Origin of the sequence: Agromyces sp. Marseille-P2726 (genome assembly GCF_902809835.1) — a bacterium.
Taxonomy (GTDB): Bacteria; Actinomycetota; Actinomycetes; order Actinomycetales; family Microbacteriaceae; genus Agromyces.
In genome coordinates this window covers 235,578-261,260 of sequence record NZ_CADDWM010000012.1, presented here as the reverse complement: position 1 = coordinate 261,260, position 25,683 = coordinate 235,578, and the positions used below count along the sequence as shown (strand labels likewise).

27 protein-coding genes and 1 pseudogene are annotated in these 25,683 nt (G+C 69.4%); 11 read left to right on the top strand and 17 right to left on the bottom strand.

Annotation, left to right across the window (positions count from 1 at the left end; translation table 11 throughout):
* Positions 1-5 precede the first annotated feature (5 nt).
* The 5 genes from ccsB to HUS56_RS07495 form a co-directional block, all read right to left on the bottom strand.
* The gene (ccsB, locus tag HUS56_RS07515) at positions 6-959 is read right to left on the bottom strand and encodes a c-type cytochrome biogenesis protein CcsB (RefSeq protein WP_173922887.1); all 954 of its coding nucleotides are present in this window, start codon (positions 957-959) and stop codon (positions 6-8) included.
* 150 nt (positions 960-1,109) lie between these two features.
* Positions 1,110-2,846 (bottom strand): cytochrome c biogenesis protein ResB, encoded by a 1,737-nt coding sequence (locus HUS56_RS07510; RefSeq protein ID WP_173922886.1) that lies wholly within the window; start codon positions 2,844-2,846, stop codon positions 1,110-1,112.
* Positions 2,847-2,856: 10 nt separating this feature from the next.
* Positions 2,857-3,612, bottom strand: a complete 756-nt coding sequence (locus HUS56_RS07505; RefSeq protein ID WP_173922772.1) for a cytochrome c biogenesis CcdA family protein — start codon at positions 3,610-3,612, stop codon at positions 2,857-2,859.
* Positions 3,613-3,632: 20 nt separating this feature from the next.
* A complete protein-coding gene (locus tag HUS56_RS07500) occupies positions 3,633-4,220 on the bottom strand; it encodes a TlpA disulfide reductase family protein (RefSeq protein ID WP_254431335.1) in 588 nt (195 codons plus the stop codon).
* 101 nt (positions 4,221-4,321) lie between these two features.
* Positions 4,322-4,981, bottom strand: a complete 660-nt coding sequence (locus HUS56_RS07495; RefSeq protein ID WP_173922770.1) for a histidine phosphatase family protein — start codon at positions 4,979-4,981, stop codon at positions 4,322-4,324.
* Positions 4,982-5,156: 175 nt separating this feature from the next.
* Between HUS56_RS07495 and aspS the strand changes: the two genes are divergently transcribed.
* Positions 5,157-6,503 (top strand): aspartate--tRNA(Asn) ligase, encoded by a 1,347-nt coding sequence (gene aspS, locus HUS56_RS07490; RefSeq protein ID WP_173922769.1) that lies wholly within the window; start codon positions 5,157-5,159, stop codon positions 6,501-6,503.
* Positions 6,504-6,726: 223 nt separating this feature from the next.
* Complete coding sequence (locus HUS56_RS07485; RefSeq protein WP_173922885.1) at positions 6,727-7,626, top strand: formylglycine-generating enzyme family protein; 900 nt, start codon at positions 6,727-6,729, stop codon at positions 7,624-7,626.
* Positions 7,627-7,648: 22 nt separating this feature from the next.
* On the opposite strand, the gene HUS56_RS07480 is transcribed toward HUS56_RS07485, so the two are convergent.
* The 6 genes and pseudogenes from HUS56_RS07480 to HUS56_RS07460 form a co-directional block, all read right to left on the bottom strand.
* Positions 7,649-8,455: an isocitrate lyase/phosphoenolpyruvate mutase family protein gene (locus HUS56_RS07480; RefSeq protein ID WP_217423959.1), complete on the bottom strand. Its 807-nt coding sequence runs from the start codon at positions 8,453-8,455 to the stop codon at positions 7,649-7,651.
* Positions 8,445-10,007 carry an FAD-dependent oxidoreductase gene (locus HUS56_RS07475; RefSeq protein WP_173922768.1) on the bottom strand — a complete coding sequence of 521 codons (1,563 nt, stop codon included), beginning with the start codon at positions 10,005-10,007 and terminating at the stop codon, positions 8,445-8,447. The genes HUS56_RS07480 and HUS56_RS07475 overlap by 11 nt, the downstream gene beginning before the upstream one ends.
* Before the next feature lie 123 nt (positions 10,008-10,130).
* Positions 10,131-10,400: a glutaredoxin family protein gene (locus HUS56_RS07470; RefSeq protein WP_217423958.1), complete on the bottom strand. Its 270-nt coding sequence runs from the start codon at positions 10,398-10,400 to the stop codon at positions 10,131-10,133.
* 111 nt (positions 10,401-10,511) lie between these two features.
* A pseudogene (locus tag HUS56_RS17260) lies at positions 10,512-10,586 on the bottom strand (30S ribosomal protein bS22); the annotation flags it as partial.
* A 343-nt stretch (positions 10,587-10,929) separates the two neighbouring features.
* On the bottom strand, positions 10,930-11,256 hold the full coding sequence (locus tag HUS56_RS07465; protein WP_173922767.1) for a GIY-YIG nuclease family protein: 327 nt from the start codon (positions 11,254-11,256) through the stop codon (positions 10,930-10,932).
* Positions 11,257-11,752: 496 nt separating this feature from the next.
* Positions 11,753-12,190, bottom strand: coding sequence for a helix-turn-helix transcriptional regulator (locus tag HUS56_RS07460; RefSeq protein WP_173922766.1), 438 nt, complete (start codon positions 12,188-12,190; stop codon positions 11,753-11,755).
* 74 nt (positions 12,191-12,264) lie between these two features.
* Between HUS56_RS07460 and HUS56_RS07455 the strand changes: the two genes are divergently transcribed.
* The 5 genes from HUS56_RS07455 (at position 12,265) to HUS56_RS07435 (ending at position 17,526) form a co-directional block, all read left to right on the top strand.
* Positions 12,265-13,710, top strand: coding sequence for a TrkH family potassium uptake protein (locus HUS56_RS07455; RefSeq protein ID WP_173922765.1), 1,446 nt, complete (start codon positions 12,265-12,267; stop codon positions 13,708-13,710).
* Complete coding sequence (locus HUS56_RS07450) at positions 13,703-14,371, top strand: TrkA family potassium uptake protein (RefSeq protein WP_173922764.1); 669 nt, start codon at positions 13,703-13,705, stop codon at positions 14,369-14,371. The genes HUS56_RS07455 and HUS56_RS07450 overlap by 8 nt, the downstream gene beginning before the upstream one ends.
* Positions 14,372-14,494: 123 nt before the next feature.
* Entirely contained in the window at positions 14,495-15,427 is a 933-nt protein-coding gene (locus HUS56_RS07445; RefSeq protein ID WP_173922763.1) for an ABC transporter ATP-binding protein, read from the top strand.
* Positions 15,424-17,046 (top strand): ABC transporter permease, encoded by a 1,623-nt coding sequence (locus HUS56_RS07440; protein WP_173922762.1) that lies wholly within the window; start codon positions 15,424-15,426, stop codon positions 17,044-17,046. The genes HUS56_RS07445 and HUS56_RS07440 overlap by 4 nt, the downstream gene beginning before the upstream one ends.
* A 12-nt stretch (positions 17,047-17,058) precedes the next feature.
* The gene (locus tag HUS56_RS07435) at positions 17,059-17,526 is read left to right on the top strand and encodes a GbsR/MarR family transcriptional regulator (protein WP_173922761.1); all 468 of its coding nucleotides are present in this window, start codon (positions 17,059-17,061) and stop codon (positions 17,524-17,526) included.
* Here HUS56_RS07435 and HUS56_RS07430 read toward each other — a convergent pair whose 3' ends face one another.
* The 3 genes from HUS56_RS07430 to proC form a co-directional block, all read right to left on the bottom strand.
* Entirely contained in the window at positions 17,527-17,922 is a 396-nt protein-coding gene (locus HUS56_RS07430) for a hypothetical protein (RefSeq protein WP_173922760.1), read from the bottom strand. It lies immediately after the preceding gene.
* A gap of 164 nt (positions 17,923-18,086) precedes the next feature.
* A complete protein-coding gene (locus tag HUS56_RS17410) occupies positions 18,087-18,209 on the bottom strand; it encodes a hypothetical protein (protein WP_256368791.1) in 123 nt (40 codons plus the stop codon).
* Positions 18,210-18,325: 116 nt separating this feature from the next.
* Entirely contained in the window at positions 18,326-19,186 is an 861-nt protein-coding gene (gene proC, locus HUS56_RS07425) for a pyrroline-5-carboxylate reductase (RefSeq protein ID WP_173922759.1), read from the bottom strand.
* Between the two features lie 24 nt (positions 19,187-19,210).
* Between proC and HUS56_RS07420 the strand changes: the two genes are divergently transcribed.
* Together HUS56_RS07420 and HUS56_RS07415 are read left to right on the top strand one after the other, a co-directional pair.
* Positions 19,211-20,173, top strand: coding sequence for a cation diffusion facilitator family transporter (locus HUS56_RS07420; RefSeq protein WP_173922758.1), 963 nt, complete (start codon positions 19,211-19,213; stop codon positions 20,171-20,173).
* Positions 20,170-20,901, top strand: a complete 732-nt coding sequence (locus HUS56_RS07415; protein WP_173922757.1) for a gamma-glutamyl-gamma-aminobutyrate hydrolase family protein — start codon at positions 20,170-20,172, stop codon at positions 20,899-20,901. Before HUS56_RS07420 ends, HUS56_RS07415 begins: the two co-directional genes overlap by 4 nt.
* Here HUS56_RS07415 and tadA read toward each other — a convergent pair.
* Positions 20,898-21,338: a tRNA adenosine(34) deaminase TadA gene (gene tadA, locus HUS56_RS07410; RefSeq protein WP_173922882.1), complete on the bottom strand. Its 441-nt coding sequence runs from the start codon at positions 21,336-21,338 to the stop codon at positions 20,898-20,900. The two genes, HUS56_RS07415 and tadA, sit on opposite strands and share 4 nt — an antisense overlap.
* 124 nt (positions 21,339-21,462) lie before the next feature.
* Here tadA and upp point away from each other — a divergent pair, with 124 nt between their 5' ends.
* Positions 21,463-22,095 carry a uracil phosphoribosyltransferase gene (gene upp / locus HUS56_RS07405; protein ID WP_173922756.1) on the top strand — a complete coding sequence of 211 codons (633 nt, stop codon included), beginning with the start codon at positions 21,463-21,465 and terminating at the stop codon, positions 22,093-22,095.
* A 487-nt stretch (positions 22,096-22,582) separates the two neighbouring features.
* On the top strand, positions 22,583-23,368 hold the full coding sequence (locus HUS56_RS07400) for a winged helix-turn-helix domain-containing protein (RefSeq protein WP_173922755.1): 786 nt from the start codon (positions 22,583-22,585) through the stop codon (positions 23,366-23,368).
* Here HUS56_RS07400 and HUS56_RS07395 read toward each other — a convergent pair.
* Positions 23,362-25,041 (bottom strand): SulP family inorganic anion transporter, encoded by a 1,680-nt coding sequence (locus tag HUS56_RS07395; RefSeq protein WP_173922754.1) that lies wholly within the window; start codon positions 25,039-25,041, stop codon positions 23,362-23,364. The two genes, HUS56_RS07400 and HUS56_RS07395, sit on opposite strands and share 7 nt — an antisense overlap.
* A complete protein-coding gene (locus HUS56_RS07390) occupies positions 25,038-25,436 on the bottom strand; it encodes a metalloregulator ArsR/SmtB family transcription factor (RefSeq protein WP_173922753.1) in 399 nt (132 codons plus the stop codon). The genes HUS56_RS07395 and HUS56_RS07390 overlap by 4 nt, the downstream gene beginning before the upstream one ends.
* Between the last annotated feature and the right edge of the window lie 247 nt (positions 25,437-25,683).

The window sequence follows — 25,683 nt, the reverse complement described above, 5'->3', positions numbered from 1 at the left end:
TCGGATCAGAGACCCGAGTACGCGTGCAGCCCCTTGAAGAACAGGTTGACGACGGTGAAGTTGAAGAGCACCGTCGAGAAGCCGATGATCGCGAGCCACGCCGACCGCGAACCGCGCCAGCCGCGCGTCGCACGCGCATGGATGTACCCGGCGTAGACCACCCAGATGATGAAGGTCCACACCTCCTTGGTGTCCCAGCCCCAGTATCGGCCCCAGGCCGCCTCGGCCCAGATCGCGCCGGCCATGAGCGTGAACGTCCAGAGAATGAAGCCGACGATGATGACGCGATACGCGAGGTTCTCGAGGGTCGACGAATCGGGCAGCGTGGCGAGGAAGTTCTGCTTCACGGTCTTCGCGGATGCCGCGAGGGTCTCGCGCCGCGACTGCAGCAGCTGTACGACCGACAGCGCGAATCCGAGCGCGAGGAAGCCCGTCGCGCTCGTCGCCACGAACACGTGGATCACGAGCCATGCCGACTGCAGCGCCGGCGGCAGCGGGACCACGCTGACGTAGAAGTTGACGGCGGCGACGCCGAGGAGGACGAGCACCAGCCCCGTCACGAAGGTGCCGAGGAATCGCAGGTCGTGCTTGGAGACGACGAGCACGACCAGGTAGACGGACGTGATGATGAGCGTGCCCGTGAGCGCGAACTCGTACATGTTGGCCCACGGAACCCGCTCGGCGGCGATGCCCCGCGTGACGGTGGCGGCCGCGTGCAGCAGCCAGGCCACGACGGTGAGCGCCACGCCCACGCGCAGCGATGGCGAGCGGCCGTACGCGACTGTTACCGCGTCTCGCTTCGGCGGTGCGACCACCGTCGTACCGGCGCCCCCGACGGCGGTCTCGGAAGCTGCGGGGGCAGCGGTCGACCCCGCGGCATCGGCTGCCTGGGTGGCGACCGCGGAGCGACGCGCGAGGTCGATCGCATACGCGATGAACGCGATCGCGTACACGGCCATCGCCGAGTACACGAGCGTGAGGGAGATCTCGTCGAGCGTCACCGTTCCACCTTACGTCGAGGGACCTGCTGCTGTGTGTTGAGGAGCCTGCCCAGCGGGCGTCTCGAAACCCCGATCGTGACAGGTTTCGAGACGCGGCTGCGCCGCTCCTCAATCCGCAGATCCATCCTGAGCCTTCCCGGCGTGCTTGTCGGCGAAGGCGCGCACCGCCTCCTCGAGACCCGGGTCTTCACCACGTGCGAGGCCCGCGTACTCGAGCACGACCGTGCCGTCGGGCCGGCGCGCGGCCTTCACCCACATCCGTCGGCGCGGCACGAAGAGCGACACGAGGAGCCCGGCGAGGATCAGCACGGCGAACGCGAGAACCCACCCCTGCGACGGGTCGTCGTGGATGTCGAAGCTGGCGAACCGCGAGACGCTCTGCGAGTAGACGTCGGCCGCGGCATCCGACCCGGCGTCGGGCGAGACGTCCTCGAACGTCACGGATCCCAGGCCGTTCGGAAGCTCCACCGTGTCGCCTGGCATGAGCTCGATCGAGTCCACGCCCGTCTCGCCACCGGTCAGCTGCTCCATCGACGTGGGATCGAGCGTGTAGACCGAGGTCGGCGTGCCCTCGTCGATGCCGAGATCGCCCTGGTAGACGTTCAGGGTCAGTACCGGATACACGAGGTCGGGGTAGCTCGACGCATAGGCGCCCGAGCCGAGCGTGGTCTGCGTCGGATAGAAGAAGCCGACCATGCCGAGCTGCTCGTCGAGGCCGTCGGGCACCTTCACGACGCCGATCGACGTGAGATTCGCGTCCTGCGGCAGGAACGGCACCGAGTCGGTGAACACGACGTCGCCGTCTGGGTTGCGCACCGTGATCGTCGGCGCGTACCCGTTGCCGAGCAGGTACACGTCGGTTCCGAACACGCGCAGCGGCTCGTTGACCTTGACCGTGGCATCCGTCGGCGCACCGCCCTGCCCCTGCACCGACACCCGTGCGGTGAAGTCGATGGGCTGGCCGATCGCCTGCTGGTTGCGCGTCTCGTAGACGGCATCGAGCTCCTCGAGCGTGAGCCGATAGGGGTCGAGGTTCGTGTCGTCGAAGAAGCGGCCAGGGTTGAACGAGTCGTAGGCGGCCAGCGTGTTCACGAACGACTGCCCCTCGACGACGACCCGCTGGCCCGAGAACCCGAATCCGCCGCCGATGCCGACGGCCACGAGCACCCCGAGGAGCGCCGTGTGGAACACGAGGTTGCCGGTCTCGCGCAGGTAGCCGCGCTCGGCCGAGACCGATGGCTCACCGCGCACGTCGTAGCGCTCGACGCGGTAGCCCGCGCGCTTGAGCTCGGCCGCCGCCCGGTCGATCGCTTCCCCTGCTGATCGAGTAGCGCTCGCCGCAGGCGAAGGTGTATCGAGATCGTCCGTCGAAACCAGCGGCCGCTCGGTGTAGCCCGCCAGGCGCGAGAGGCGTGCGGGAGTCCAGGGCGGCCGGGCTCGCAGCGCCTCGAAGTGGTGCTTCGTGCGCGGGATGACGCAGCCGATGAGCGACAGGAACAGCAGCAGGTACACCGCCGAGAACCACGCCGACGTGTACACATCGAACAACTGGAAGCGATCGAGCACCGGCGCGAGGTCGGGATTGTCGGTGAAGTACTGGGTGACGCCGTTCGGGTCACTCGACCGCTGGGGCACGAGCGAGCCGGGCACGGCCGCGATGGCGAGCAGCAACAGCAGCAGCAGCGCCGTGCGCATGCTCGTGAGCTGCCGCCACGCGAAGCGCAGCCAGCCGAGCGGGCCGAGCTTCGGTCGGGTGACGGATGCCGCGCCAGGGCCGCCGTCGACGGTAGGGCGGTCGGGGGCGGCGGGCTCGACCGAGTCGATGTGGTCGGCCGGGCGCGACAGGGCGTCGGGATCAGATCGCTGGGACAAAGCCGGTGATCACCGCCTGCAGCTCGTACATCCAGATGCTCCAGAGCCCCGACACCATGAAGACGCCGATCGCGATGAGGAGGGCTCCGCCGATGATGTTGATGGCCCGGATGTGCCGACGGAAGAACCCGAGCGAACCCGTCACCCATCCGAAGCCGAGGGCCACGAGGAGGAACGGGATGCCGAGGCCGATGCAGTACGCGAGGCCGAGCAGCACGGCCCGCCCCGCCGAGGCGGAGTTCGCGCTCAACGACAGCACGACCGCCAGGGTCGGGCCGATGCACGGCGTCCAGCCGAGGCCGAACACCACGCCGAGCAGCGGCGCACCGGCGAGACCCGTCGCCGGCCGCCACGACGGCTTGATCGTGCGCTGCAGGAACGTGAACTGGCCGATGAACACGAACCCCATGACGATGAGCAGCACGCCGAGCGCCCGCGTGATCGCCTCTCCGTACGCGTTGAACCACGCACCCGCGACTCCCGCGAGCAGGTTGAACGTCACGAACACGACCGTGAAGCCGGCGATGAAGAGCCCCACGCCGAGCACCAGCCGCAGGCGGTTGCGTCGTTCCTCGGATGCCTCGGCCGAGGCATCCGTGAACCCACCGAGGTAGCCCAGGTACCCGGGCACGAGCGGCAGCACGCACGGCGACAGGAACGACACGACGCCGGCGGCGAGCGCGATCGGCACCGCCGCGAGCAACTGCCCGTTCAGCACGATGTCGCCGACGCCGCCCACAGTCCGGTCCTCGCCTTCCGTTACGCCGACGCCTGCTCGGCGAGGAGGGAGTCGAGGATCGACTCGAGGATCGACGCCTCGGTGAGCTGCCCCAGTACGCGCGCGGCGACGCGGCCGTCGTGGTCGAGCACGATCGTGGTCGGCACGGCGGCGGGCGGCACGTCGCCCGCGAACGCGAGCTGCGCCGTGCCCTCGTTCACGTCGAGGATCGACGGATAGGTGACCCCGTACGTCTTCTCGAAGGATGCCGCGGTGCCGGCCTGGTCGCGAACGTTCACGCCGACGAAGCTCACGCCGTCGTCGCTGAACTCCTGCGACACCTCTTCGAGGATGGGGGCCTCGACGCGGCAGGGCGCGCAGCCCGCATACCAGAAGTTGACGACCGTCACATCGCCGAGCGTCTCGGACGAATCGAACGATCCACCCTCGACGGTCTCTCCCGAGAACTCGATCGGCTCGCCGCGCTGGTCTGCCGCGAACTCCGAGATCGTGCCGTCGCCGGCGATGTAGTTCTTGCCGCTGCCTTCGCGATACTGGTCGGCGAGCGGGTCGCTCGAGCATCCGGTGAGCAGCAGGGCGGATGTCGCGACGAGCGCTGCGATCCCCACCGCTGGTCGAGTAGTGGCGCGCGCAGCACGACGCGTATCGAGACCCCTCTCGCCGGTCTCGATACGGCTGCTTCGTGGCCTACATGACCACCGGACTCCCATCACACCGCCCCCACGTCGGTGGCCTGCGCGGCGAGGCCGGCGGCGGGATTGCGATAGCCGACCTCGACGAACCGGCCGGCTGCGGAGTCCGTCGAAGCGCGCTCGAACGACGTGATGCTCGACAGCGCGCACCGGCGACGACGAGGGTCGTGAGCGAGCGACTTGCCGCGGACTCGGCGGTGCACCATCCAGATGGGCAGCTGATGGCTCACGATGACGACGTCACCAGCGTCGACCGACTCCCATGCATCGTTCATCGCGTGCAGCATCCGCGTGGCGATGGACCGGAACGGCTCGCCCCAGCTCGGCTCCCACGGATTCACGAGGAAGGTCCAGTTGCGCACGTCGCGGAGGGCGCTCTCTCGGCCGTGCATCTTCAGGCCCTCGAAACGGTTCTCGGGCTCGATGACCCGCTCGTCGAGGGATGCCTCGAGGCCGAATGCCGCCGCGATCGGCTCGGCGGACTGCTGGGTTCGCTGGAGCGGCGACGAGACGAGCGCGGCGATCGTGCGCTCGCGCGCGGCGAGGTCGTCGGCGGCGGACTGTGCCATCCGTCGCCCGAGTTCGGAGAGCCCGTAGCCGGGGAGCCGCCCGTAGAGCACGCCCTGGGGGTTGAACACCTCGCCATGGCGCACGAGATGGATCTGCTCGGCCGGCACGGTCTCCAGTCTAGAGAGCGGTTCCCTTTGAAACCGCCGAGTCCGTGATGGCGGTGGTCGAGTGGCGACGCGAAGCGACGTGTATCGAGACCGGGCTCGCGATCTCGATACGCGTCGAGCTTCGCCCGGCGCTACTCGATCACCGGCAGGAGGGCCACCGGTAGGATGGTCGCTCGTGAGTACCCGCACCCTCGTCAAGAACCTCGCCGCGCTTCCCGACGGCCCCGTGACCGTCGCCGGATGGGTCGAGACGGTTCGCGACCAGAAGAAGGTGCAGTTCGTCATCCTCCGCGACGAGTCGGGTGCGGTGCAGCTCGTGAACCCCGCGACCCGCGACCTCGACCCCGAAGGCGTCAGCGTCGGCGCGGCCGAGGCCCTCGCGATGACCGAGCAGATCTCGGCGCTGGCACACGGCTCGTTCATCCGCGTCACCGGCGAGCTGAAGCACGACGAGCGCGTCAAGCTCGGCGGAATCGAGGTGAAGATCGGCACGCTCGAGGTCGTCACCGAAGCGAATCCCGAGACGCCCATCGCCGCCGACTCGAGCCTCGACAAGCGCATGGACTGGCGCTTCCTCGACCTGCGGCATCCGAAGCAGAACCTCATCTTCCGAATCCAGACCACGTTCGAGCACGCGCTGCGGCAGTACTGGATCGACAACGAGTTCGTCGAGATCCACACGCCGAAGCTGATGGCGTCGGCGAGCGAGTCACGCGCCGAGCTCTTCGAGGTCGGCTACTTCGAGGGCACGGCCTACCTCGCCCAGAGTCCGCAGTTCTTCAAGCAGATGGCGCAGTCCTCGGGCTTCGGGCGGGTCTTCGAGATCGGCCCCGCGTTCCGGGCGGACCCGTCGTTCACCTCGCGGCACGCCACGGAGTTCACGTCGATCGATGCCGAGATGAGCTGGATCGACTCGCACGAAGACGTCATGCGCATGCACGAGGAGCTGCTCGTCGCCGGGTTCACCGCCGTCAAGCAGAAGCACGGCGCCGAGATCGCCGAGGTGTTCGGCATCGAGCTCGAGGTGCCCTCGCTGCCGTTCCCGCGCATCCCGCTCGAGGAGGCGAAGCAGATCGTCGCCGACCGCGGCTACGTGATCCCGCGCGACGATGCCGACATCGACCCCGAGGGCGAGCGACAGATCTCGGCGTACGTGCGCGAGACCTACGGCCACGACTTCGTGTTCCTCACCGACTGGGACATCAGCCTGCGGCCGTTCTACCACATGCGCTACGCCGAGCACCCGAACCTCACGAAGAGCTACGACCTCATCTACAACGGCGTCGAGATCTCGACCGGCGCGCAGCGCGAGCACCGCATCGACGTGCTCGTCGAGCAGGCGAAGGAGAAGGGACTCGACCCCGAGGAGCTCGAGTTCTACCTCGACTTCTTCCGCTACGGTGTTCCGCCGCACGGCGGCTTCGGCATGGGCCTCGCCCGGGTGCTCATGCTGATGCTCGACGAGCACTCGATCCGCGAGACGACGTACCTGTTCCGTGGCCCGACGCGCCTGCTGCCGTAGGATCTCGCCCGTCGAGTAGCGCCACGGTCGTCGAGTAGCGCCACGGTCGTCGAGTAGCGCCCGGCGCAGCCGGTCGCGTATCGAGACGCGGATCTCGATACGGGACGCGCTCCGCGCGGCCCTACTCGATCACCGGGGCGGGCGTAGGCCGGGACGCGCTCCGCGCGGCCCTCCTCGATCACCGGAGCGGGCGTAGGCTCAAGGGGTGACGGATGCCACGCGCATGGTCCGCATCGAGGGCGGCACGTTCCGCATGGGATCCGACGAGTTCTACGCCGACGAGACGCCGGTGCACGAGCGCACCCTCGCCGCGTTCGACATCGATGTGCATCCGGTCACGAACGAGCAGTTCGCCGCGTTCGTCGAGGCGACGGGATACGTGACCGTCGCCGAGCGTCCGCTCGATCCGGCCGACTTCCCGGGCGCGGTCCCGTCCGACCTCGTGCCGGGCGGCCTCGTGTTCACCCCGACCTCGGGGCCCGTCGACCTGCGCGACTGGCGCCAGTGGTGGCGTTGGGGGGAGGGCGCGAGCTGGCGGCATCCGTTCGGCCCTGGCTCGTCGGTCGATGACAAGCCCAGGCACCCGGTGGTGCAGGTGAGCTTCGCGGATGCCGCGGCCTACGCCGAGTGGGTGGGCCGGCGACTGCCCACCGAGGCCGAGTTCGAGTTCGCCGCCCGCGGCGGTCTCGACGGCGCACGCTTCGCCTGGGGCGACGCCGAGCACCCCGACGGCCGCCTCATGGTGAACCGGTGGCAGGGGCGCTTCCCGTACGAGAACACCGGTGCCGAGGGGTGGGTCGGCACGTCTCCCGTCATGACGTTCCCGCCGAACGGGTACGGGCTGTACGACGTCACGGGCAACGTGTGGGAGTGGACCACCGACTACTACAAGCCGCGGCACGACGCGCCCGACGTCGCCGCCGTCGACGCGGCCGGTCGCGAGAACCTGCTCGCCGCGGCATCCGCCGAGCCAGGGTCGCGAATTCCGCGCCGAGTGCTCAAGGGCGGCTCGCACCTGTGCTCACCCGAGTACTGCCTCCGCTACCGCCCGGCGGCCCGGTCGCCGCAGGCCGACGATACGGCGACGACGCACATCGGGTTCCGCTGCGTCCGCGACGCCTGACGCACGGTCGATCCACGCTGGGTCAGGCGCCGAACCGCCGCTGCACCTCGGCGTAGGCGAGAGCTCCGTCCATGAACCCGAGCGTGCCGGATTCGAGCAGCTCGCGACCGGCGCGGTCGACGACGCTGAGCGCAGCACGAGCCAGGCTGCCGCCGATGCTCACGCGCTTGACGCCGAGCGAGAAGAGCGTGGGAGCGTCGATGACGCGCGCGGTGAATCCGGCCACGACGTTGAGCGGGGCCGGGATCTCCGCCGCGAGACGGCGGATCGACTCCTCCTCGTCCACGCCCGGGACGAAGATGCAGTCGGCTCCCGCGTCGACGTACCGGCGAGCCCGCTCGACCGTCTCTCCGAACGGGTCGTCGCCCGTCCGCATCATGTACGTGTCGGTGCGCGCGTTCAGCACGAAGGTACCGGCCGGAGCCGCGGCCCGAGCGGCGGCCAGCCGATCCACGGCCTCGTCGATGCCGAGGAGCCTGCCCCCGACGACATCCTCCAGGTTGGCGCCCGCCACGCCGAGTTCCGCCGCCCGCGCGACGGTGCGGCCCACCTCGTCGGGCGTGTCCCCGTACCCCGCTTCGAGGTCAGCGGTGACGGGAACGTCGACCGCCGCGACGATCGCTGCGACCCTCGACAACATGGTTTCGAGGTCGAGCGCCTCGCCGTCGGGAAGGCCGCACGACCAGGCGATCCCCGCGCTGGTCGTCGCGATGGCAGGAAAGCCGACCTGCTCGAGGATTCGGGCGGAACCCGCGTCCCACGCATTCGGAAGCACGAAGCCGCGGCCGGAGTGCAGGGCGAGGAGGGCCGCAGCCCGCTCAGTCGCCACGACGCTCCCGGTGCAGGTCGCGCACCGCGGGACCCTCGATGCGCGTTCCCGTTGCCGTGAAGCGAGACGCGTGCAACGGGCAGTCCCACGTATGCTCGGCGTCGTTCCACGTGAGTGGACCGCCGAGGTGCGTGCACACCGCCCGTACCGCACAGGTGACGCCGTCGACGGTGGACACCCCGTACGGCACTCCGCCGCGCGAGACGACGACACCCTCGCCCTCGGCCGGCTTCCGAGCAGGGGCCGGATGCCGCTGGGCCCGCGCATAGCCGGCCGTCAGTTCCGCGGCGATCTGGGCGTTCTCGGCGGCACCGCGCCCGAGGTCGGCCGGTGCCGACACTCGGGTGCCGAGCACTCGGATCCAGGAGCGCCGCTGCATCCACGGCACTCCGAGGATCTCCTCCGAGATGCGGATCGCTGCGGCAGCGCCGTTCGTGAGACCCCACTTCGCGTAGCCCGTCGCCGTCCAGATGCGGCCTCGGCCACGCGGCATCCGGCCCACGAATGGCACGAGGTTCGCCGACGTGTAGTCCTGGGCGGCCCATCGGTGGGTGAGCTCGGCGCCCGGAAAGAAGCGTCCCGTCCAGTCGACGAGGTCGAGCACCCGCTCCTCGTTCGACGGGATCCGACCCACCGGGTGCCCGTTGCCGCCGACGAGGAGCACCGGCGGCGCAGCATCGGGCACGCCCGACTCGGGATCGGGCGTGGTCCGCACGGAGCGAGTCGGCGAGTCGACCGAGATGAACAGTCCGCTCGGCAGCACGTCCGCAAGCTCCTCGGGGATTCGGTACGAGGTGAGGTAGGAGCGGTTGTGGCTCGTCTTCGCCCAGTACAGGCCGCGCAGCAGTGTGGGCGCGCCCGTCGCTACGACGGCGACGTCGGCGCGGACCACTCCCCGCGGCGTCTGCAGCTCCACGGGCCGGTCGGCGTGCACGTGCTGCACCCGCATGCCTTCGAGGAGCACGCCGCCCTCGGCGACGAATGTGCGGGCCATCGCCACGACGAGGCGGTAGGGGTCGAGCCCGAGCTGGCCGGGCAGCGCGACGGCGCCCGAGAACGGGAAGGGGACGTCGAGCGCGTCGACCCTCTCGGCTGGAAGGCCGGCCTCGATCGCGGCCTCGACCTCGCGGTCGACCGTGCGCAGTCCGGAATCCGACCGGGCGTAGCTGTAGGCGGTCTCGACCGAGACGGGCACGCCGTGGTGCTCGCAGAACTCGGCGATCCAGCGTTGGCCGTCGAGGTTGGCGTCGGCGTACCCCCGGACGACGCGGGCCGAGTGCGTCGAGCGGATGCGCTGCAGCATCGCCCCCTGGAGCACGCTCGCCTTGCCGGTGTTGAGCCCGCTCGCGAGCGCCGCCACCCGCTCGGCCTCCAGGACGACGACGCGCATCCCGCCCTGCACCAGCATGATCGCGGTTGCGAGTCCGGTGATGCCGGCCCCGACCACGGCGACGTCGAACCGCTCCCCCGGGTCGACGACGCCCTCGTACCGTGATGTGGGCGTCGGCTCCGATTCGTCGGGGATTGCGGCGGCCGTCCAGAGCGAAGTCATGGGCACAGTCAACGCCAGCGGTGCGCGGGTGGCAACTGGTTGACCGGTCGATGGGCCGAGGATCGTGCGGGATGGCCCGATACCGGCACTTTCTCCCACCAGGCGACGACCACCGTCCCGGCGTCAGTCGGCGAGCAGCGCCGTCTTCAACCGCACCGGGTCCACGCGCCAGAAGTCATGCACCTCGCCGTCGATGAGCAGCACCGGGATCTCCTCGGCATAGCGCTCCGCCAGCGCGGCGTCGTCGAGGATCGAGAGCTCATCGAGGTTCACGGTTGGCGCATCATCGGGAGCCGTCACCTCGGCCACGACGGCCTGCACCACCTCGCGCGCGTCGTCGCACAGATGGCAGCCGGGCTTGCCGATGAGGGTGAGGCGGATGTCTCGGGTCACGATCTCAGCCTACGTGCGACGGTCGTGAAGGCCCGCGATCCGCCGAATCGACCCGGGACAGCGAAAAGCGCCAGGCCACAGACCTGACGCTCTGCCGTCGTGCGAAGACGACTACTTCTTGTTGCGACGCTGGTGACGCGTCTTGCGAAGCAGCTTGCGGTGCTTCTTCTTCGCCATGCGCTTGCGGCNATGTCGGCGGCGATGCCGTCGGACGCCTTGACGAGCGCGCGGATGGCGTCGTCGATCTCGCCGATCATTCGTTCAGTGTGCGGCGCCGCGGCGCCCTCCGGCCCCGTGCTCGGGGCACCCCTGCGGGCAGCGGTGGATTCCTCCTCGGGCAGGTGCCTGGCGGCCCGCGCCTCGGTCGTCGAGTAGCGCCCGGCGCCCCGGCCCCCGCTCGTCGAGTAGCGCCCGGCGCAGCCGGACGCGTATCGAGACGCCCCACCCAGCACCCCCGCTCGTCGAGTAGCGCCCGGCGCAGCCGGACGCGTATCGAGACGCCCCCGACACCGTGATGTCGTTGGCACTCCTAACCGAGCTCAGTCGTCGCACCGCCCCGCAGCTCGACGATCCCTCGTTGGCGCCGCTTGCGAGAGAGGCTTGGAAACGCGTCGAGTCTGCCCTCGATCAGAGCGAGCCGCTTCGCCCGGCTCCAACCCTGCACCTGCTTCTCAAGCGCAAAGGCGTCGCCGATGCGCGAGAACTCCCTGGTGTACACCAGTCGCACCGGGAGCCGGCGACGGGTGTAAGCCGACCCCTCGCCGCGTTGATGCTGGGCGAATCGCCGTTCGACGTCGATCGTGCTTCCGACGTACAGGGTGCCATCGGCGCATTCGAGGATGTAGAGGTATGCCATGTCGTTGATATTGGGTTGCAGTTGCGCATGCCGTCCTCTATTCGCTCGTGCGGTCCGGTGGGTTCGAGTGAGGGGAATTGGGGAGGGCCGGTTGCGGTCGCGGGGCACCGTCTCGAGCGGGGCCGGCTGCGCCGCGCACTACTCGACGAGCGGGGGTTGCGGGGTACCGTCTCGATACGTGTCCGGCTGCGCCGGGCACTACTCGACGAGCGGGGCCGGTCGCGGGCACCATCTCGATACGTGTCCGGCTGCGCCGGGCACTACTCGACGAGCGGGGGTTGCGGGGTACCGTCTCGATACGTGTCCGGCTGCGCCGGGCACTACTCGACGAGCAGGGCCGGTCGCGGGCACCGTCTCGATACGTGTCCGGCTACGCCGGGCACTACTCGACGAGCAGGGCCGGTCGCGGGCACCGTCTCGATACGTGTCCGGCTACGCCGGGCACTACTCGACGAGCGGGGCCGGTCGCAGGGGCGCTACTCGACGAGCGACGCTCTCAGCGACGCTTCTTCTGCCCGACGACGGAGGTCACCTGGTGCGCGGTCTCGGCGAACGCCTTGCCGATGCGCGAGGCGAGGGCGAGCTGATCGTCGTTCAGGCCGGGCTCGGATGCCGCGGCACCGGCGAGCGTCGCGGCATCCGCTGCGGCATCGGATGACACGAACGGAATGAGCCAGTCTTCGATCACCTCGAGCGGACCCCGGTCGAGGTGGTAGAAGCGGTGCTGACCCTTCTCGCGGACGCCGACGAGGCCCGCTTCGCGCAGCACCTTCAGGTGCTTGGACACCGTGGGCTGGCTGAGGCCGAGGGTCGCGACGATCTCTGAGACGCTGATCTCGCCGCCGGAACCGGGCACCGACGTCTCCCGGTCGAGGAGGACGGCCAGGATGTCGCGCCGAGTCGTGTCCGCCACCACGTCGAAGATGTCCGCCATGCCCCAAGGGTAGTCATTCCCGGCGAGGAGTACCATGACACACGCATTCGGTGGCGGCGGTCAGAGGGGGCTCCATGCACGCACGGGCGGTGGAGCGCCTCGGCCGATCCGACCGACGTTCGTGGCTCGGCCGGCTGCGCGACGGACTCGACGCGATCGTGCGGAGTTCGCCTTCCCGGTTCGCGATCCTCATCTTCGCCGCGCTCGTGCTCGTGTTCACCCTGCTCTTCTCCCTGCCGATCGCGCGAGCCGGCGAAGGCTCGAGCGCGCCGTTGCATGATGCGCTGTTCACGGCCGTGTCGGTGATCTGCGTCACCGGCCTGGCGACGGTCGACATGGCGACGTATTGGTCGCCGTTCGGCAACGCACTCGTCTTCATCGGCGTCAACATCGGCGGCGTCGGCGTACTCACGCTCGCCTCCATCCTCGGGCTCGTCATCTCGCGACGGCTCGGCCTCCGAGCGAAGCTCATCGCCGCAAGCGACACGAATCCGTCTCGCCTCCACGTCGGGCCCGTGGCGGAGCGTCAGGCTGTCCGCCTGGGCGAGGTCGGCGGGCTCCTCGCGACGGTCGCGATCAGTGCACTCGTGATCGAGGTGTCGATCGCGCTGCTCATGATCCCGAGCATGCTCGCCGAGGGATATGGCCCGCTCGAGTCCGTCTGGTACAGCTTCTACTACGCGGCGATGGCGTTCACGAACACCGGCTTCAGCCCGAACGCCGGCGGCGTCGCGGCGTTCGCGCACGACTACTGGCTGCAGTTCCTCCTCATGGCCGGCGTCTTCCTCGGCAGCCTCGGCTTCCCGGTCATCTTCGCGCTCGCCCGCGCCTGGCGGAATCCGCGCCGCTGGAGCGTGCACGTCAAGCTGACGCTCACCACGACCATGATCCTGTTCGTCGCGGGTGCAGGGATGTTCCTGCTCCTCGAGTACAACAACCCGCTGACCTACGGGCAGCTCGACGCGGGCGACACGATCTTCCAGTCCTTCTTCATGTCGGCGATGACGAGGTCGGGCGGATTCTCGACCATCAACATGCACGACCTCAATGGGTCGAGCCTGCTCGTGTCCGACATGCTCATGTTCGTCGGCGGCGGTTCCGCGTCGACTGCGGGCGGCATCAAGGTGACCACCCTCGCCGTGCTGTTTCTCGCCGCGTTCGCCGAGGCCCGCGGCAACCAGTCGATGGAGGCGTTCGGTCGCCGCATCCCGCGGGACATGCTGCGTCTCTCGGTCAGCGTGGTGCTCTGGGGCGCGACGATCGTCGCCGCCGCGTCGATCGCGATCCTGCAGATCACGAAGGAGCCGTTCGACTACGTGCTGTTCGACGTGATCTCGGCGTTCGCGACCTGCGGCCTCTCAACCGGCATCACGGCGGACCTGCCGCCGGCGGGTGTGTACGTCATGGCGGCCACCATGTTCATGGGCCGGGTTGGTACAGTGACACTGGCCGCAGCACTGGCGGCCAGCCAGCGCCGGCAGCTGTTCAAGCATGCGGAAGAGAGGCCCATCGTTGGTTGATCGGATCAAGCACGACGCGCCGGTGCTGGTCATCGGCCTCGGCCGGTTCGGCGCCGCGACCGCCGGCCAGCTCGACCGCCTCGGCCGCGAGGTGCTCGCCGTCGACGACAGCGAGGCGCTCGTGCAGAAGTGGGCCGATCGAGTGACGCACGCCGTGGTCGCCGACGCCCGAAACATCGACGCGCTCCGCCAGATCGGCGCCCAGGACTTCTCGACGGCGGTGTGCGCGGTCGGATCGTCGATCGAGGCGTCCGTGCTCATCACCGCGAACCTCGTCGACCTCAAGATCCCCCAGATCTGGGCGAAGGCGATCTCGGCCTCGCACGGCAAGATCCTCGAGCGCATCGGCGCCAACCACGTGATCTATCCCGAACGCGAGGCCGGCGAACGCGCCGCGCACCTCGTGAGCGGACGCATGCTCGACTTCATCGAGTTCGACGACGACTTCGCGCTCGTGAAGATGTACCCGCCGAAGCCCATCCGAGGCAAGAACCTCAAGGAGTCGGGCGTCCGCACGCGGCACAACGTCACGGTGGTCGGCGTGAAGAGCCCCGGCAAGCCGTTCACGTACGCCACCGAGAACACCGTGGTCTCCAACCGCGACCTCATCATCGTGACGGGCACCGAGGGCGACATCGAGCGATTCGCCGCGCTGGAATAGCGAGGCGGATGCCGCAACCCCCTGCCGCGGCGGGGCCGCCAGCGCAGCCGCGAGCAAGGCCCGCGCGTGGCATCCGATTCCAGAAGATTCACAAATTTGTGAATCGGGCGTAGCATCGCGCTCATGACCACCGTGATCAGCACTCGAGGCCTCGTGAAGCGCTTCGGGCGCACCATCGCCCTCGACGGCCTGGACTTCGGCGTCCAGGCCGGCGAGATCCACGGCTTCCTCGGCCCGAACGGCGCCGGGAAGTCGACCACGATCCGCATCCTCCTGGGGCTCGCACGCGCGTCGGAAGGCGAAGCCACCCTGTTCGGCCGCGATCCGTGGACCGATGCCGCCGAGCTGCATCGCCGTGTCGCATACGTGCCCGGCGACGTGGCGCTCTGGCCGAACTTCACCGGTGGGGAGGCCATCGACCTGCTCACGCGGCTTCGCGGCGGCATGACCGACAAGGGCGCCTACCGCGAGCGCAAGGAGCGGCTCCTCGAGGTGTTCCAGCTCGACCCGCGCAAGAAGGGACGTGCGTACTCGAAGGGGAATCGGCAGAAGGTCGCGCTCGTCGCCGCCTTCGCGACCCCGGCCGAGTTGTACGTCCTCGACGAGCCGACGAGCGGCCTGGACCCCCTCATGGAGCAGGTGTTCAACCGCGAGATCGACCGCGTCGCCCGGAACGGAGCGACCGTGCTGCTGTCGAGCCACATCCTCTCCGAGGTCGAGGCGTTGTGCGATCGGGTGACCATCATCCGGGCGGGCAAGGTCGTCGAGAGCGGCACGCTCGCCCAACTGCGCCACCTCACCCGCACTGAAATCGCCTTCGTGCACGACCCGGCGCGGGAGGCCGACGTCGCCGCCATCCCGAACGCCCACGACCTCGTCATCGACGAGGGTCGTGTGCGCTTCACCGTCGACAGCGACGCCGTGGCCGGCGTGCTTCCCGATCTCGGTCGGTTGGACGTGCAGGGCCTCACGGTGTCGCCGCCGTCGCTCGAGGACCTGTTCCTGCGCCACTACGGCGACGAGCTCGCCCCCGTCGAGGCGGAGGCGCAGGCATGACGCTGCTGCTCGCGCTGCTGCGGCAGCGCCTCCGGCGCGACCGGCTGCAGCTGGCGCTGTGGATCGTCGGAACCGGCCTGCTCGCATTCGCCGCCGTCTCGGCGGTGTCCGACACGCTCGCCGACGAGCAGGACCGACGTGAGATCCTCGGCGTCGCGATCGCGACCCGGACCATCCTCGTGTTCCGCGGCACGCCGAACGGCATCGAGGATGGCGCGTTCGCCTTCTTCCTCCTGTTCGCCTGGCTGTCGCTCATGGGCGGCTTGATGAGCACGTTCCTCGCGGTGCGCCACACGCGCATGGACGAGGAGCAGGGACGCACCGAGCTCGTGGCAGCGACCCCGGCCGCGCGCATCCTGCCCACGGTGGCGACCGTCGTCCACGGCGTGCTCGCGAACGTCGTGCTCGGCCTGGCCGTCGCCCTCGCGTGGATCGCCCTGGGCCTCGACGTGGCGGGCTCGCTCGTGACCGGTGCCGCACTGGCCGCCACCGGCATCGCGTTCCTGGCATTCGGCCTGTTCGCCGCCCAGTTGTTCCGCACCTCTCGCGGGGCGAACGGCCTCTCCGTCGCGTTCGTGCTCGCCGCGTACCTGCTTCGGGGCGTCGGCGACGCGGCCGGCACGCCGTCGGAGGACCTGCTGCACCTGACGCCCGCCTGGCCGAGCTGGCTTTCGCCCATCGGCTACGGCCAGTTCACCGGCGCCTTCGCCGAGAACGACCTGCGGCCGCTGCTCCTCCCACTCGCGTTCGGCATCGTGGTCATCGCCCTGGTGTTCGTGCTGCAATCGGTACGCGACCAGGGCGCGAGCCTCCTGCCCGGGCGTGCCGGGCGAGCCACCGCGGGACCGACGCTCTCGAGCTCGTTCGGACTCGCCTGGCGGCTGAACACGTCGAGCCTGCTCGCGTGGACCGTCGGTGGCATCGTCACCGGACTGCTCGCGACCTCCCTCTCCTCCGTCGTGAACCAGCTCGCCGGCGAGACGCCGCAGGTCGCCGAGATCCTTCGCAGTGCGGTCGGAGGTGACGCGACGATCGAGCAGGCGTTCGTCGCCACGTTCTACGGCGTCGTCGGCATCCTCGCCGCGTGCTGCGCGGTGCAGGTCGGCATCCGGGCGCGACAGGAAGAGGCGCACGGCACGGCTGAGCAGGTGCTCGCGACCCGTGTGCCCCGTGTCCGGTGGCTGCTCGAGTACTGGCTGGTCGGGATCATCGTGATCGTGACCGTGCTCGCCGTGGCCGGTCTGTCGGGCCTGCTCGGCGCCGCGCGCTCCGACGACCCCGAGACGATGATGACCGACGTGATCCAGGCGGCCGCTGCGCAGCTGCCCGCGTGCCTCGTCTTCCTCGGGCTCACCCTCCTCGTCTTCGTCTTCGCGCCACGGGCGACGGTCCCGCTCGGCTGGGCGCTCGTCGGGGCCGCTGCCGTCGTCGGCACCTTCGGGCCGATCCTGCAGATGCCCGCGTGGGTCGTCGACCTCTCGCCGTTCGCGCACTCGCCCGTGCCGGCGGGCGACGACACCGACTGGAGCGGCGGATTCTGGATGCTGGCGATCGGCCTGGCAGCAGGTGCGGCCGCAGTGTGGTCCATGCGCCGGCGCGAGCTCGCGAGCGGCGGATGAGAGACTGAGCGGATGCCGCGCGATGAGCAGGCCCTGAAGGCGACGGTCGAGCAGTCCGCCGCGGTCCTCACCGCCGCGGGCTTCCCGAGGATGCCGGCACGCGTGCTCATGGCGCTGCTCGTCGCGGAGGCGGGCGGGCTCACCGCGTCCGAACTCGGCGACCGGCTGGGCGTGAGCGCTGCGGCGATCTCGGGCGCCGTCCGTTACCTCTCCCAGATCGGCATCCTTCACCGGGTGCCCCAGCCCGGTAGTCGACGCGACCGCTGGGAGTTCCTCGACGATGCCTGGTACACCGCCCTGATGGCGAAGTCGCCCGTCTACGGCGTCATCGCCGACCTGGGCGATCGAGCTGCCGACGCGATCGGAGACGAGTCCGACATCGGTGCGGCCCGCGCACGGGAGATGGCGAGGTTCTACCGGTTCATCGACGCGCGCATGCCCGACCTCATGCGCGAGTGGGAGGAGCTCCGCGAGGGCTGATCACTCGATGAACATGAGCACGAGACCGACGACGCCCGCGATCGCGGCGATCAGCAGCATGATGATGCCCACGTTGCGGAGGATCCGCCGGCCTGGCGGCGGATCATGCAGGCGCAGCCGATCGGGCTCCCGCTGCTTGAAGTAGGCGAGCTCCTCGTCGGGATGACGCACGTGCGCACGTTCGTCGTCGCTCAGTCGTCGCTGGTGGAAGCCGCCCTCGGCGAACCAGCGGATGGTGGATCCGTGCGCCTGGTCGATCACGACGGCCTCGGTGGGGAGCCAGCGCCCGTCGGCGAGGCGGATGAGCAGGGCGAGCAGGAGGCATCCGAGACCACCGGCGAGGCCGATCCATCCGATCACCTCGGCGACCACCGAGACGACCTCCGACGCTTCCATGGAGCACACGGTATCCGACGGCGGACCGTCGGGTGGTCGAGTGCCGGCCGGCGCGCTGCGAGCCGCCCGACGTGAACGCGCGGTGGGTTGAGGAGGCGCCCGTCGCCGCCCGGGCTTCGAGACGCATCCGGCTGGGCCGGGCGCTCCTCAACCAGCGCTTCGGATCAGCGCTTGCGCGCCTTCACGATGCCCTCTTCGGCCTTCTCGCGCTTCTGCGCACGCTTCTCCTTCAAGGAGAGCTGAGGCTGCTTCTTCGAGGAGTTCCCACGGGGGTTCTTGTCAGCCATATGCGAGCTCGCTTCCCTTCTTCAGCTGGCGGGCTTCCAGCGACCATAGCCCAGTTCCGAGGGGAAGTCATGTCCGCTCGGAGCGAACCCCAGCGAACGGTGGAAATCGGCTCTCTTCAGGAATTTTCGGGCGGAGCGGCGAGTTCGCGCGCGCGTGCCAACGCGGCATCCGTCGCCCGGTCGAAGACCTCCTTGAGGTGCGCCTGCTCGAGCACGGCGATGGCTCGCTCGGTGGTTCCCCTGGGGCTCGTCACGCGCCTGCGGAGCTCGGCCGGGTCGTCGTCGGATGCCGCGAGCAGCTCGCTCGCACCGCGGAACGTGCCCTGCACCATGAGGGCCGCCTGCTCGGGCGTGAAGCCCTTGTCGATCGCCGTGGCCATGAGCTGCTCGATGAGGAAGAACACGTACGCGGGACCCGAGCCCGAGATCGTGGAGAGCGCGTCGAGTAGCTCCTCGGGGACCACGAGCACCTCGCCCACCGTCTCGAACAGCAACACGGCGAGCGCGAGATCGGCCTCGCTCGACCGGGTACCAGCCGAGAGCCCCGTGACGGCACGGCCGACCAGGGCGGGGGTGTTCGGCATCGACCGGATGACGGAGACGGATTCGGGCAGCCGCGACTCGAACGTCGCCACGGTGACTCCCGCCGCCACGGAGATGACGACGGTGCCCGGCTCGAGCGCTCGGGCGACCTCGTCGAGCAGGTCGGGCACCATCGCGGGCTTCACTGCGACGACCACGATCTTCGCGCCGTCGACCGCCGCGACGTTCGCTGCGGCATCCGAATCGGTCGCGTGGGCCACCACGCCCTCGAGCCCCGCCAGCTCGGCGGCCCGCTCGGCCGACCGGTTGGTGGTGCGGATGCCGCCGTCGATCTCGACGCCCGGCCGGAGCAGGCCGGCGATGATCGCGCGAGCCATCGAACCGGCCCCCAGGAAGGCGATCGCGGGAAGGCGCAAGGGGGCATCGGTGCTCATGACGACCATCCTAGGATTGTCGCCATGAGCACATCCGGCGGCACCAAGGCCATCATGGCGGCATTCCTGGCGAACACCGGAATCGCCGTGACGAAGTTCATCGCGTGGTTCTTCTCCGGGTCGTCCGCGATGCTCGCCGAGGCCGTGCACTCGGTCGCCGACGCCGGCAACCAGCTGCTGCTCATCTTCGGCGGGCGTCAAGCGCGACGGAAGGCCGACAAGGAGCATCCGTTCGGCTATGGTCGCGAGCGGTACGTGTACGCCTTCGTCGTCGCCATCATCCTGTTCTCGCTCGGCGGGGTCTTCTCGATCTACGAGGGCATCGAGAAGCTGCAGCACCCGCACCCGCTCGACGTGCCATGGCTGCCGATCCTCGTGCTCTCGATCGCGATCGTGATGGAGTCCTTCTCTCTGCGCACCGCGATCATCGAGTCGAACCACGTGCGCGGCAAGCTGAGCTGGATCCAGTTCGTGCGACGCGCGAAGGCTCCCGAGCTGCCCGTCGTGCTCCTCGAAGACATCGCGGCACTGCTGGGGCTCGTCTTCGCCTTCATCGGCGTCGGCCTCACGATCATCACCGGCAACCCGGTGTTCGATGCGATCGGCACGCTGTTCATCGGTGCGCTGCTCATCGTGGTCGCGATCGTGCTCGGCATCGAGACGAAGAGCCTGCTCGTCGGCGAGGGCGCGAACGACAACGACCTCCAGGCGATCGAGCAGGCGATCCTCGCGGGCCCCGAAGCCGAGCGCATCATCCACATGAAGACCCTGTACGTCGGCCCCGAAGAGCTCCTCGTGGCCGCGAAGGTCGGCTTCTCGGCCGACCAGAAGCTGCTCGAGGTCTCGACCGCGGTCAACGTCATCGAGCAGCGCGTGCGCGAAGCGGTACCGGCGGCGCGCATCATCTACATCGAGCCCGACGTCTACGTCGATCCCGACTCGACAGCGCCCGCGACCGACGCGATCGTCATCAAGGGACTCGAGTGACGGGCGGCGGCCGCACGGCCCTCGTGCTCCGGCACGACTCGGCGATCGGCCTCGGCAACCTCGGCCCCACGCTCGAGGCGCACGGCTACGAGATCGTGATCGTCGATGCACCGCAAGCCGACGTCACGGCGCTCGACCCCCTCGAGCCCGATCTGGTCGTCGTGCTCGGCGGTGACGAGGGCGCATACGAGACCGACCGCTACCCGTACCTCGCCGACGAGATCGAACTGCTGCGCGCTCGCATCGAGGCCGAGCGTCCCATCTTCGGGGTGTGCCTGGGCGCCCAGTTGCTCGCGAAGACGCTCGGCGCCGACGTGCGCAAGGGGCCACGCAAGGAGGTGGGCTGGCTCACCGTCGACCCGACGGAGGCCGGCTCGAACTCGCCCGTGCGGCACTTCGCCGGCGTTCCGACCGTGCAGTGGCATGGCGACACGTTCGACCTGCCCGATGGCGTGGTGCGACTCGCCACCTCGGGGCAGTACGAGAACCAGGCCTTCGCGATCGACGAATGGCTGCTCGCGGTGCAGTTCCACCCCGAGGTGACCGACGAGATCCACGAGGACTGGCTGCGGCAGTGGGGGTACGAGCTGCCCGAGTACGGGCTCACGGTCGAGCGGTTGCGCGAGCAGCGAGCGACGTACGGTCCCCGTGCGCAGGCGGCATCCGCTGCACTGCTCGGTGAGTACCTCGACGGCCTCGAATCCGGCCGCACCAGTCGGGTCGCCTAGGGACGACGCAGCGGATCCTCGAAGAACTCGAGCAGCAGCCGGGCGGATGCCTCGGCCTCGACCCCGGCGAAGACCTCCACCCGGTGGTTCAGCCGGCGGTCGCGCACGATGTCGTACAGGGAGCCGGCAGCGCCCGCCTTCTCATCCCACGCGCCGAAGACGAGCCGGCCGACCCGAGCGCTCACGATGGCACCGGCGCACATGACGCACGGCTCGAGCGTCACCACGAGGGTGCACTCGTTCAGCCGCCAGTCGCCGATCGCCTCCGCGGCATCGCGGAGGGCGAGCACCTCGGCGTGCGCGGTCGGGTCGCCGGTGAGCTCGCGCTCGTTGCGCCTCGCCGCGATGACGACTCCATCGCCGTCGACGACGATGGCGCCGACCGGCACATCGCGCGTCGGCGGCGCCTGCTCGGCCTCGGCGAGGGCGAGGCGCATCCATTCGCGGTGGATCGGCACGTCCACGGCGGCCCTCCCGTCGGCGTTCTCGTTCCCGAGTGTCCGATCGTCACGAGCTTCGGGCAACTCGGGTGAGAATCGGGTCGGCAATAGACTCGAGCCTATGCGAGTCCACGTTGCCGATCACCCGCTCATCACCCACAAACTGACGGTGCTCCGCGACGTGAACACCCCGTCTCCGGTCTTCCGTGCACTCGTCGAGGAGCTCATGACGCTGCTCGCATACGAGGGCACGCGCGGGGTCCGGGTGGAGCCGGTCGACATCGTCACCCCCGTCGCGCCCACGACCGGGGTCCGCATCGCCGAGCCGAGGCCGCTCATCGTGCCCATCCTGCGCGCCGGACTCGGCATGCTCGAGGGCATGGTGAAGCTCCTGCCGAGCGCCGAAGTCGGGTTCCTCGGCATGGCTCGCGATGAAGAGACGCTCGAGCCCACCACGTACGCCGAACGTCTCCCCGACGACCTGTCAGACCGCCAGTGCTTCGTGCTCGACCCGATGCTCGCGACCGGCGGCTCGCTCAGCGCGGCCATCCGGTTCCTGCTCGAGCGAGGGGCGACGGATGTCACGGCGATCTGCATCCTCGCCGCGCCCGAGGGCCTCACTGCGGTCGAGCAGTCGCTCGAGGGCCACGAGGTCAGCATCGTCGTCGGGGCCGTCGATGAGCGGCTCAACGAGCACGGATACATCGTGCCGGGCCTCGGCGATGCCGGCGATCGCCTCTACGGCACGGTCTGAACCGTGGTAATGACGAAGGATCTTCGAGGGCAACACGCCGAAGCGTGAATTGAACCGAGAAGATTCTCCAGATTCGCGATTCGTCGCAGGATCTTGCAGGCGTGGCATCCGCTCACCTGATCCTGCCGGGCACTCGCCGGGGGCGTGAATCGTCTTCGGCGTCATACCCCGTCATCTGCACGTCATGAATTGACATGAATCGGGCCATGGGTTTGACTGACGCCCATGACTGACACCGCACGCACCCTGACCGCCCGCGAGGTGACCAGGACTGCCGACATGATGATGTCGGCGCGTGCGCCCATGTGTTGTCGAATGTGCCGCTGACCGCGACCCGACCGCCGAGTCCCGTCGCCGATCGACATCCTGATCGGCTCGGACTCCACCGAACCCCCGCTTGGGGTTCCCCGGCCGAACGGCCATTTCGCACCGACCCCGCCATCTCCAGGGGTCTGCTCGCTGCACCGACTTCACAAGGACCGACGTCATGTCTCTCGCTCTCGCACCCACCCCCAACACCTCCATCGTCCGCACCGCGCCGTCGCTGCCCCACGCTCCGGCCCGCCGCCCGCTCTCGATCGCCCACGGCCCGTCGCGGGTCGCCGCCGACGTGACGGATGCCGCAACCGCGGCCCACCCCACGGCCCCTCGAGTGCGCGCTGTGCCCGAGGGCACCGAGGCCCGAGGCTTCGTGCTCTACGTCGGTATCGACGAGACGAAGGCCGCCGCAGACGGAACCACGCTGCACCGGATCGTCGAGGCGCTCCGCAAGCTCACGACCGAGGTCGCGCCGTCGGCCGAGACCTACGCTGCCGTGGCCCTGGCCCCTGAGGGCGCGGGCGGGCGCGACGTGGACGTCGTGCGCCTCGCCCTCCAGGACCCGGCGGCCCTCGCCAAGCAGCGAGAAGACCAGGGCACTCGCGACGACACCGATCGCCATCCCAACGGGGTCATCATCGACATCTCCCGCAAGCGCGTGCTGCTCGACGGCGAGCCCGCCGGCCTCACGTACAAGGAGTTCGAGCTGCTCCAGTACCTCGTGCTCCGCGAGGGTCGCACGATCGATCGCCACCAGCTGATCGACGCCCTCTGGCGAGCCGACGAGGACGCGCCGAGCGAACGCACCATCGACGTGCACGTGCGTCGCCTTCGGGCGAAGCTCGCGCACTACCAGGACATCGTGCGGACCGTGCGCGGCGTCGGGTACCGGTTCGATCGCCACGCGGATGTCTCCATCCGGCAGGCCTCGACGCCGTCGCCCGACCTCTACTGAGGCGCGCGTTCGGGCGTCGACCCGGCTCGCGCTGCCCGCGCGACGTGGCTCCGGGCATGCTCGACGGCAAGGTCGAGGTCGTCGAAGAGGTGGTTCTGGTGCCGCAGCGACGAGATCACGCCCACCCGCGTCGCGAGCGACAGGTGGCGTGACTGGATGCCCTTCACGAGCACGGTGACGCCGCGGCGCTCGAGGGCCTGGATGAGTTCGGTGATGACCTGGGCTCCGGTTGCGTCGAGGATCTGCAGCTGCGACATCCGGATGATCACGACCTCGATGCCGCGGATGCCGCTGACGCGCTCGAGCATGCGCTCCGCCGCGCCGAAGAACAGCGCACCGTCGAGGCGGAACAGCGCGATGCGCTCATCGCCCGGCTCAGCGGGGCCGGGGAGCTCCTCACGGTGCACTCCGCTCGAGTTCGAGAGCGCGCGAAGCGCGAAGAACGCGGCGACGGCGATGCCGATGAGTACCGCGTAGATGAGGTCGAAGCTCACCGTGATGATGGCCGTGATGACGAACACCGCGGCGTCGGAGCGCGTCGAGCCGAGCACCGAACGGACGGTGGCGACCGAGACCATCCGGAACGCGGTGACCATGAGCACGCCCGCCAGCGCCGCGAGCGGGATCACGGCCACCACGGCGCCACCGATGAACACCACGACGAGCAGCAGCAGGGCGTGCACCACGGAGGCCAGACGGGTACGAGCGCCCGACCGGATGTTCACCGCCGTCCTGGCGATGGCGCCCGTGGCCGGCATGCCGCCGAAGAACCCCGCTGCCACCGACGCCAGGCCCTGGCCGACGAGCTCCCGGTCGGCATCGTAGGGCCCGGTATCGGAGATCGATGCGGCCACGCGAGCCGACAGGAGCGACTCGATGGCGGCGAGCGCGGCGATCGTGAACGCAGGTCCGACGAGCGCCGAGAGCGTCGCCAAATCGACGAGGGGCACCGTAGGCATCGGAAGCCCGACCGGCAGCTCGCCGATGGTCGCGACGCGGATGCCCGTGAGCGCGACGACCACGCTCACGAGGACGATGGCGATGATCGACCAGGGCATACGGGGATGCACCCGGGCGCCGCCCACCATGACGAGCACGACGACCGCGACGATCGCGAGGGCCCATGCGGCATCCGGCCACTGCACCGTCGCGAGCGACTGGATCGCCGCGACGAGGGCGTTGGTGCTCGAGCCCGGCTCCGCGCCGAAGGCGGCCGGCACCTGCTGCAGGAATATGATCACCGCGATGCCGAGCGTGAAGCCCTCGATCACCGGCCACGGGATGTACGTCACGGCGCGGCCGAGCCGCAGCATTCCCGCGACGAGCACGATCACGCCCGCCAGCACGCCGACGGGCGCGAGCACCGCGAGGCCATACTGGGCGATGATCGGCCCGAGAACGACGACCATGGCGCCGGTCGGGCCCGACACCTGCACGTTCGACCCGCCGAAGACGGCCGCGACGACGCCCGCGACGATCGCGGTCACGAGCCCGGCCTCGGCGCCCGCACCCGAGCTCACGCCGAAGGCGAGGGCCAGTGGGAGCGCGACGATGCCCACCGTGATGCCCGCGACGAGGTCGCCCTTCCAGGTGCGGGGCAGGTCGCGGTAGTCGGCGGGGCTCGGGAGGAGCTCCCACACCCTCGAGACCCGACGCGCGGCCGACCGGATCATGACCTGCGTCCTGCCGCTCGGGCCGCGCCCTCCCGGGGCGGCGGGGGGATCTCGGGCAGTGCGGCCTGCTCGACGAGCTGACGTTCCGTCGTCTCGAGGATCTGCCCGAGCAGGGCCCGAGCGACGCGCAGCAGTTCGGCGACCTGCGGATAGGCGAGCCGGTAGTACACCTGGTTGCCGCGACGGTCGGCGCGCACCAGGAGGTTGCGCTTGAGCACCGCCAGGTGCTGGGAGAGGTGCGAGGCCTCGAGCCCCGTTGCCTCGAGCAACTGGGAGACGGACGTCTCGGACGCCGACGACAGCACCTCGAGCACACGTACGCGAAGCGGATGCGCGAGGCCCTTGAAGAGGTTGGCCTTGACCTCGTACAGCGGAAGTTGGGAGTCGGGGGTCACGTCGTGACATCCGTTCGGTTGATGGATTGATGGATTGATGAATCCATTATCCCACAGGCCGGCCTGGTCCTTCTTCACGAGGGTCCTGGTCGTTCTTCACGAGGGTTCGGACGACCCGAAGCGACCTTCGGAAAGAATCACAGAACGATAACTAGACGCCGTTACCGATCCGTTATATATTCGGTTACGCACCGACTGTTTGCTGTGGCGGTCGGTGCGGAATGTGATTGCAGGACACTCTTGGTGC

Bases quoted from the DNA above. Each gene is read 5' to 3' on its own strand.
- HUS56_RS07445 (WP_173922763.1), top strand. From the start codon at position 14,495: ATGACCACCGTGATCAGCACTCGAGGCCTCGTGAAGCGCTTCGGGCGC.
- tadA (WP_173922882.1), bottom strand. From the start codon at position 21,338: ATGCGCCTCGCCCTCGCCGAGGCCGAGCAGGCGCCGCCGACGCGCGAT.
- HUS56_RS07420 (WP_173922758.1), top strand. From the start codon at position 19,211: ATGAGCACATCCGGCGGCACCAAGGCCATCATGGCGGCATTCCTGGCG.
- HUS56_RS07395 (WP_173922754.1), bottom strand. From the start codon at position 25,041: ATGATCCGGTCGGCCGCGCGTCGGGTCTCGAGGGTGTGGGAGCTCCTC.
- HUS56_RS17410 (WP_256368791.1), bottom strand. From the start codon at position 18,209: ATGGCTGACAAGAACCCCCGTGGGAACTCCTCGAAGAAGCAGCCTCAG.
- HUS56_RS07460 (WP_173922766.1), bottom strand. From the start codon at position 12,190: ATGGCGGACATCTTCGACGTGGTGGCGGACACGACTCGGCGCGACATC.
- HUS56_RS07465 (WP_173922767.1), bottom strand. From the start codon at position 11,256: ATGGCATACCTCTACATCCTCGAATGCGCCGATGGCACCCTGTACGTC.
- HUS56_RS07455 (WP_173922765.1), top strand. From the start codon at position 12,265: ATGCACGCACGGGCGGTGGAGCGCCTCGGCCGATCCGACCGACGTTCG.
- HUS56_RS07440 (WP_173922762.1), top strand. From the start codon at position 15,424: ATGACGCTGCTGCTCGCGCTGCTGCGGCAGCGCCTCCGGCGCGACCGG.
- HUS56_RS07435 (WP_173922761.1), top strand. From the start codon at position 17,059: ATGCCGCGCGATGAGCAGGCCCTGAAGGCGACGGTCGAGCAGTCCGCC.
- HUS56_RS07475 (WP_173922768.1), bottom strand. From the start codon at position 10,007: ATGACTTCGCTCTGGACGGCCGCCGCAATCCCCGACGAATCGGAGCCG.
- HUS56_RS07430 (WP_173922760.1), bottom strand. From the start codon at position 17,922: ATGGAAGCGTCGGAGGTCGTCTCGGTGGTCGCCGAGGTGATCGGATGG.
- HUS56_RS07485 (WP_173922885.1), top strand. From the start codon at position 6,727: ATGGTCCGCATCGAGGGCGGCACGTTCCGCATGGGATCCGACGAGTTC.
- HUS56_RS07400 (WP_173922755.1), top strand. From the start codon at position 22,583: ATGTCTCTCGCTCTCGCACCCACCCCCAACACCTCCATCGTCCGCACC.
- proC (WP_173922759.1), bottom strand. From the start codon at position 19,186: ATGAGCACCGATGCCCCCTTGCGCCTTCCCGCGATCGCCTTCCTGGGG.
- ccsB (WP_173922887.1), bottom strand. From the start codon at position 959: ATGGCCGTGTACGCGATCGCGTTCATCGCGTATGCGATCGACCTCGCG.
- upp (WP_173922756.1), top strand. From the start codon at position 21,463: ATGCGAGTCCACGTTGCCGATCACCCGCTCATCACCCACAAACTGACG.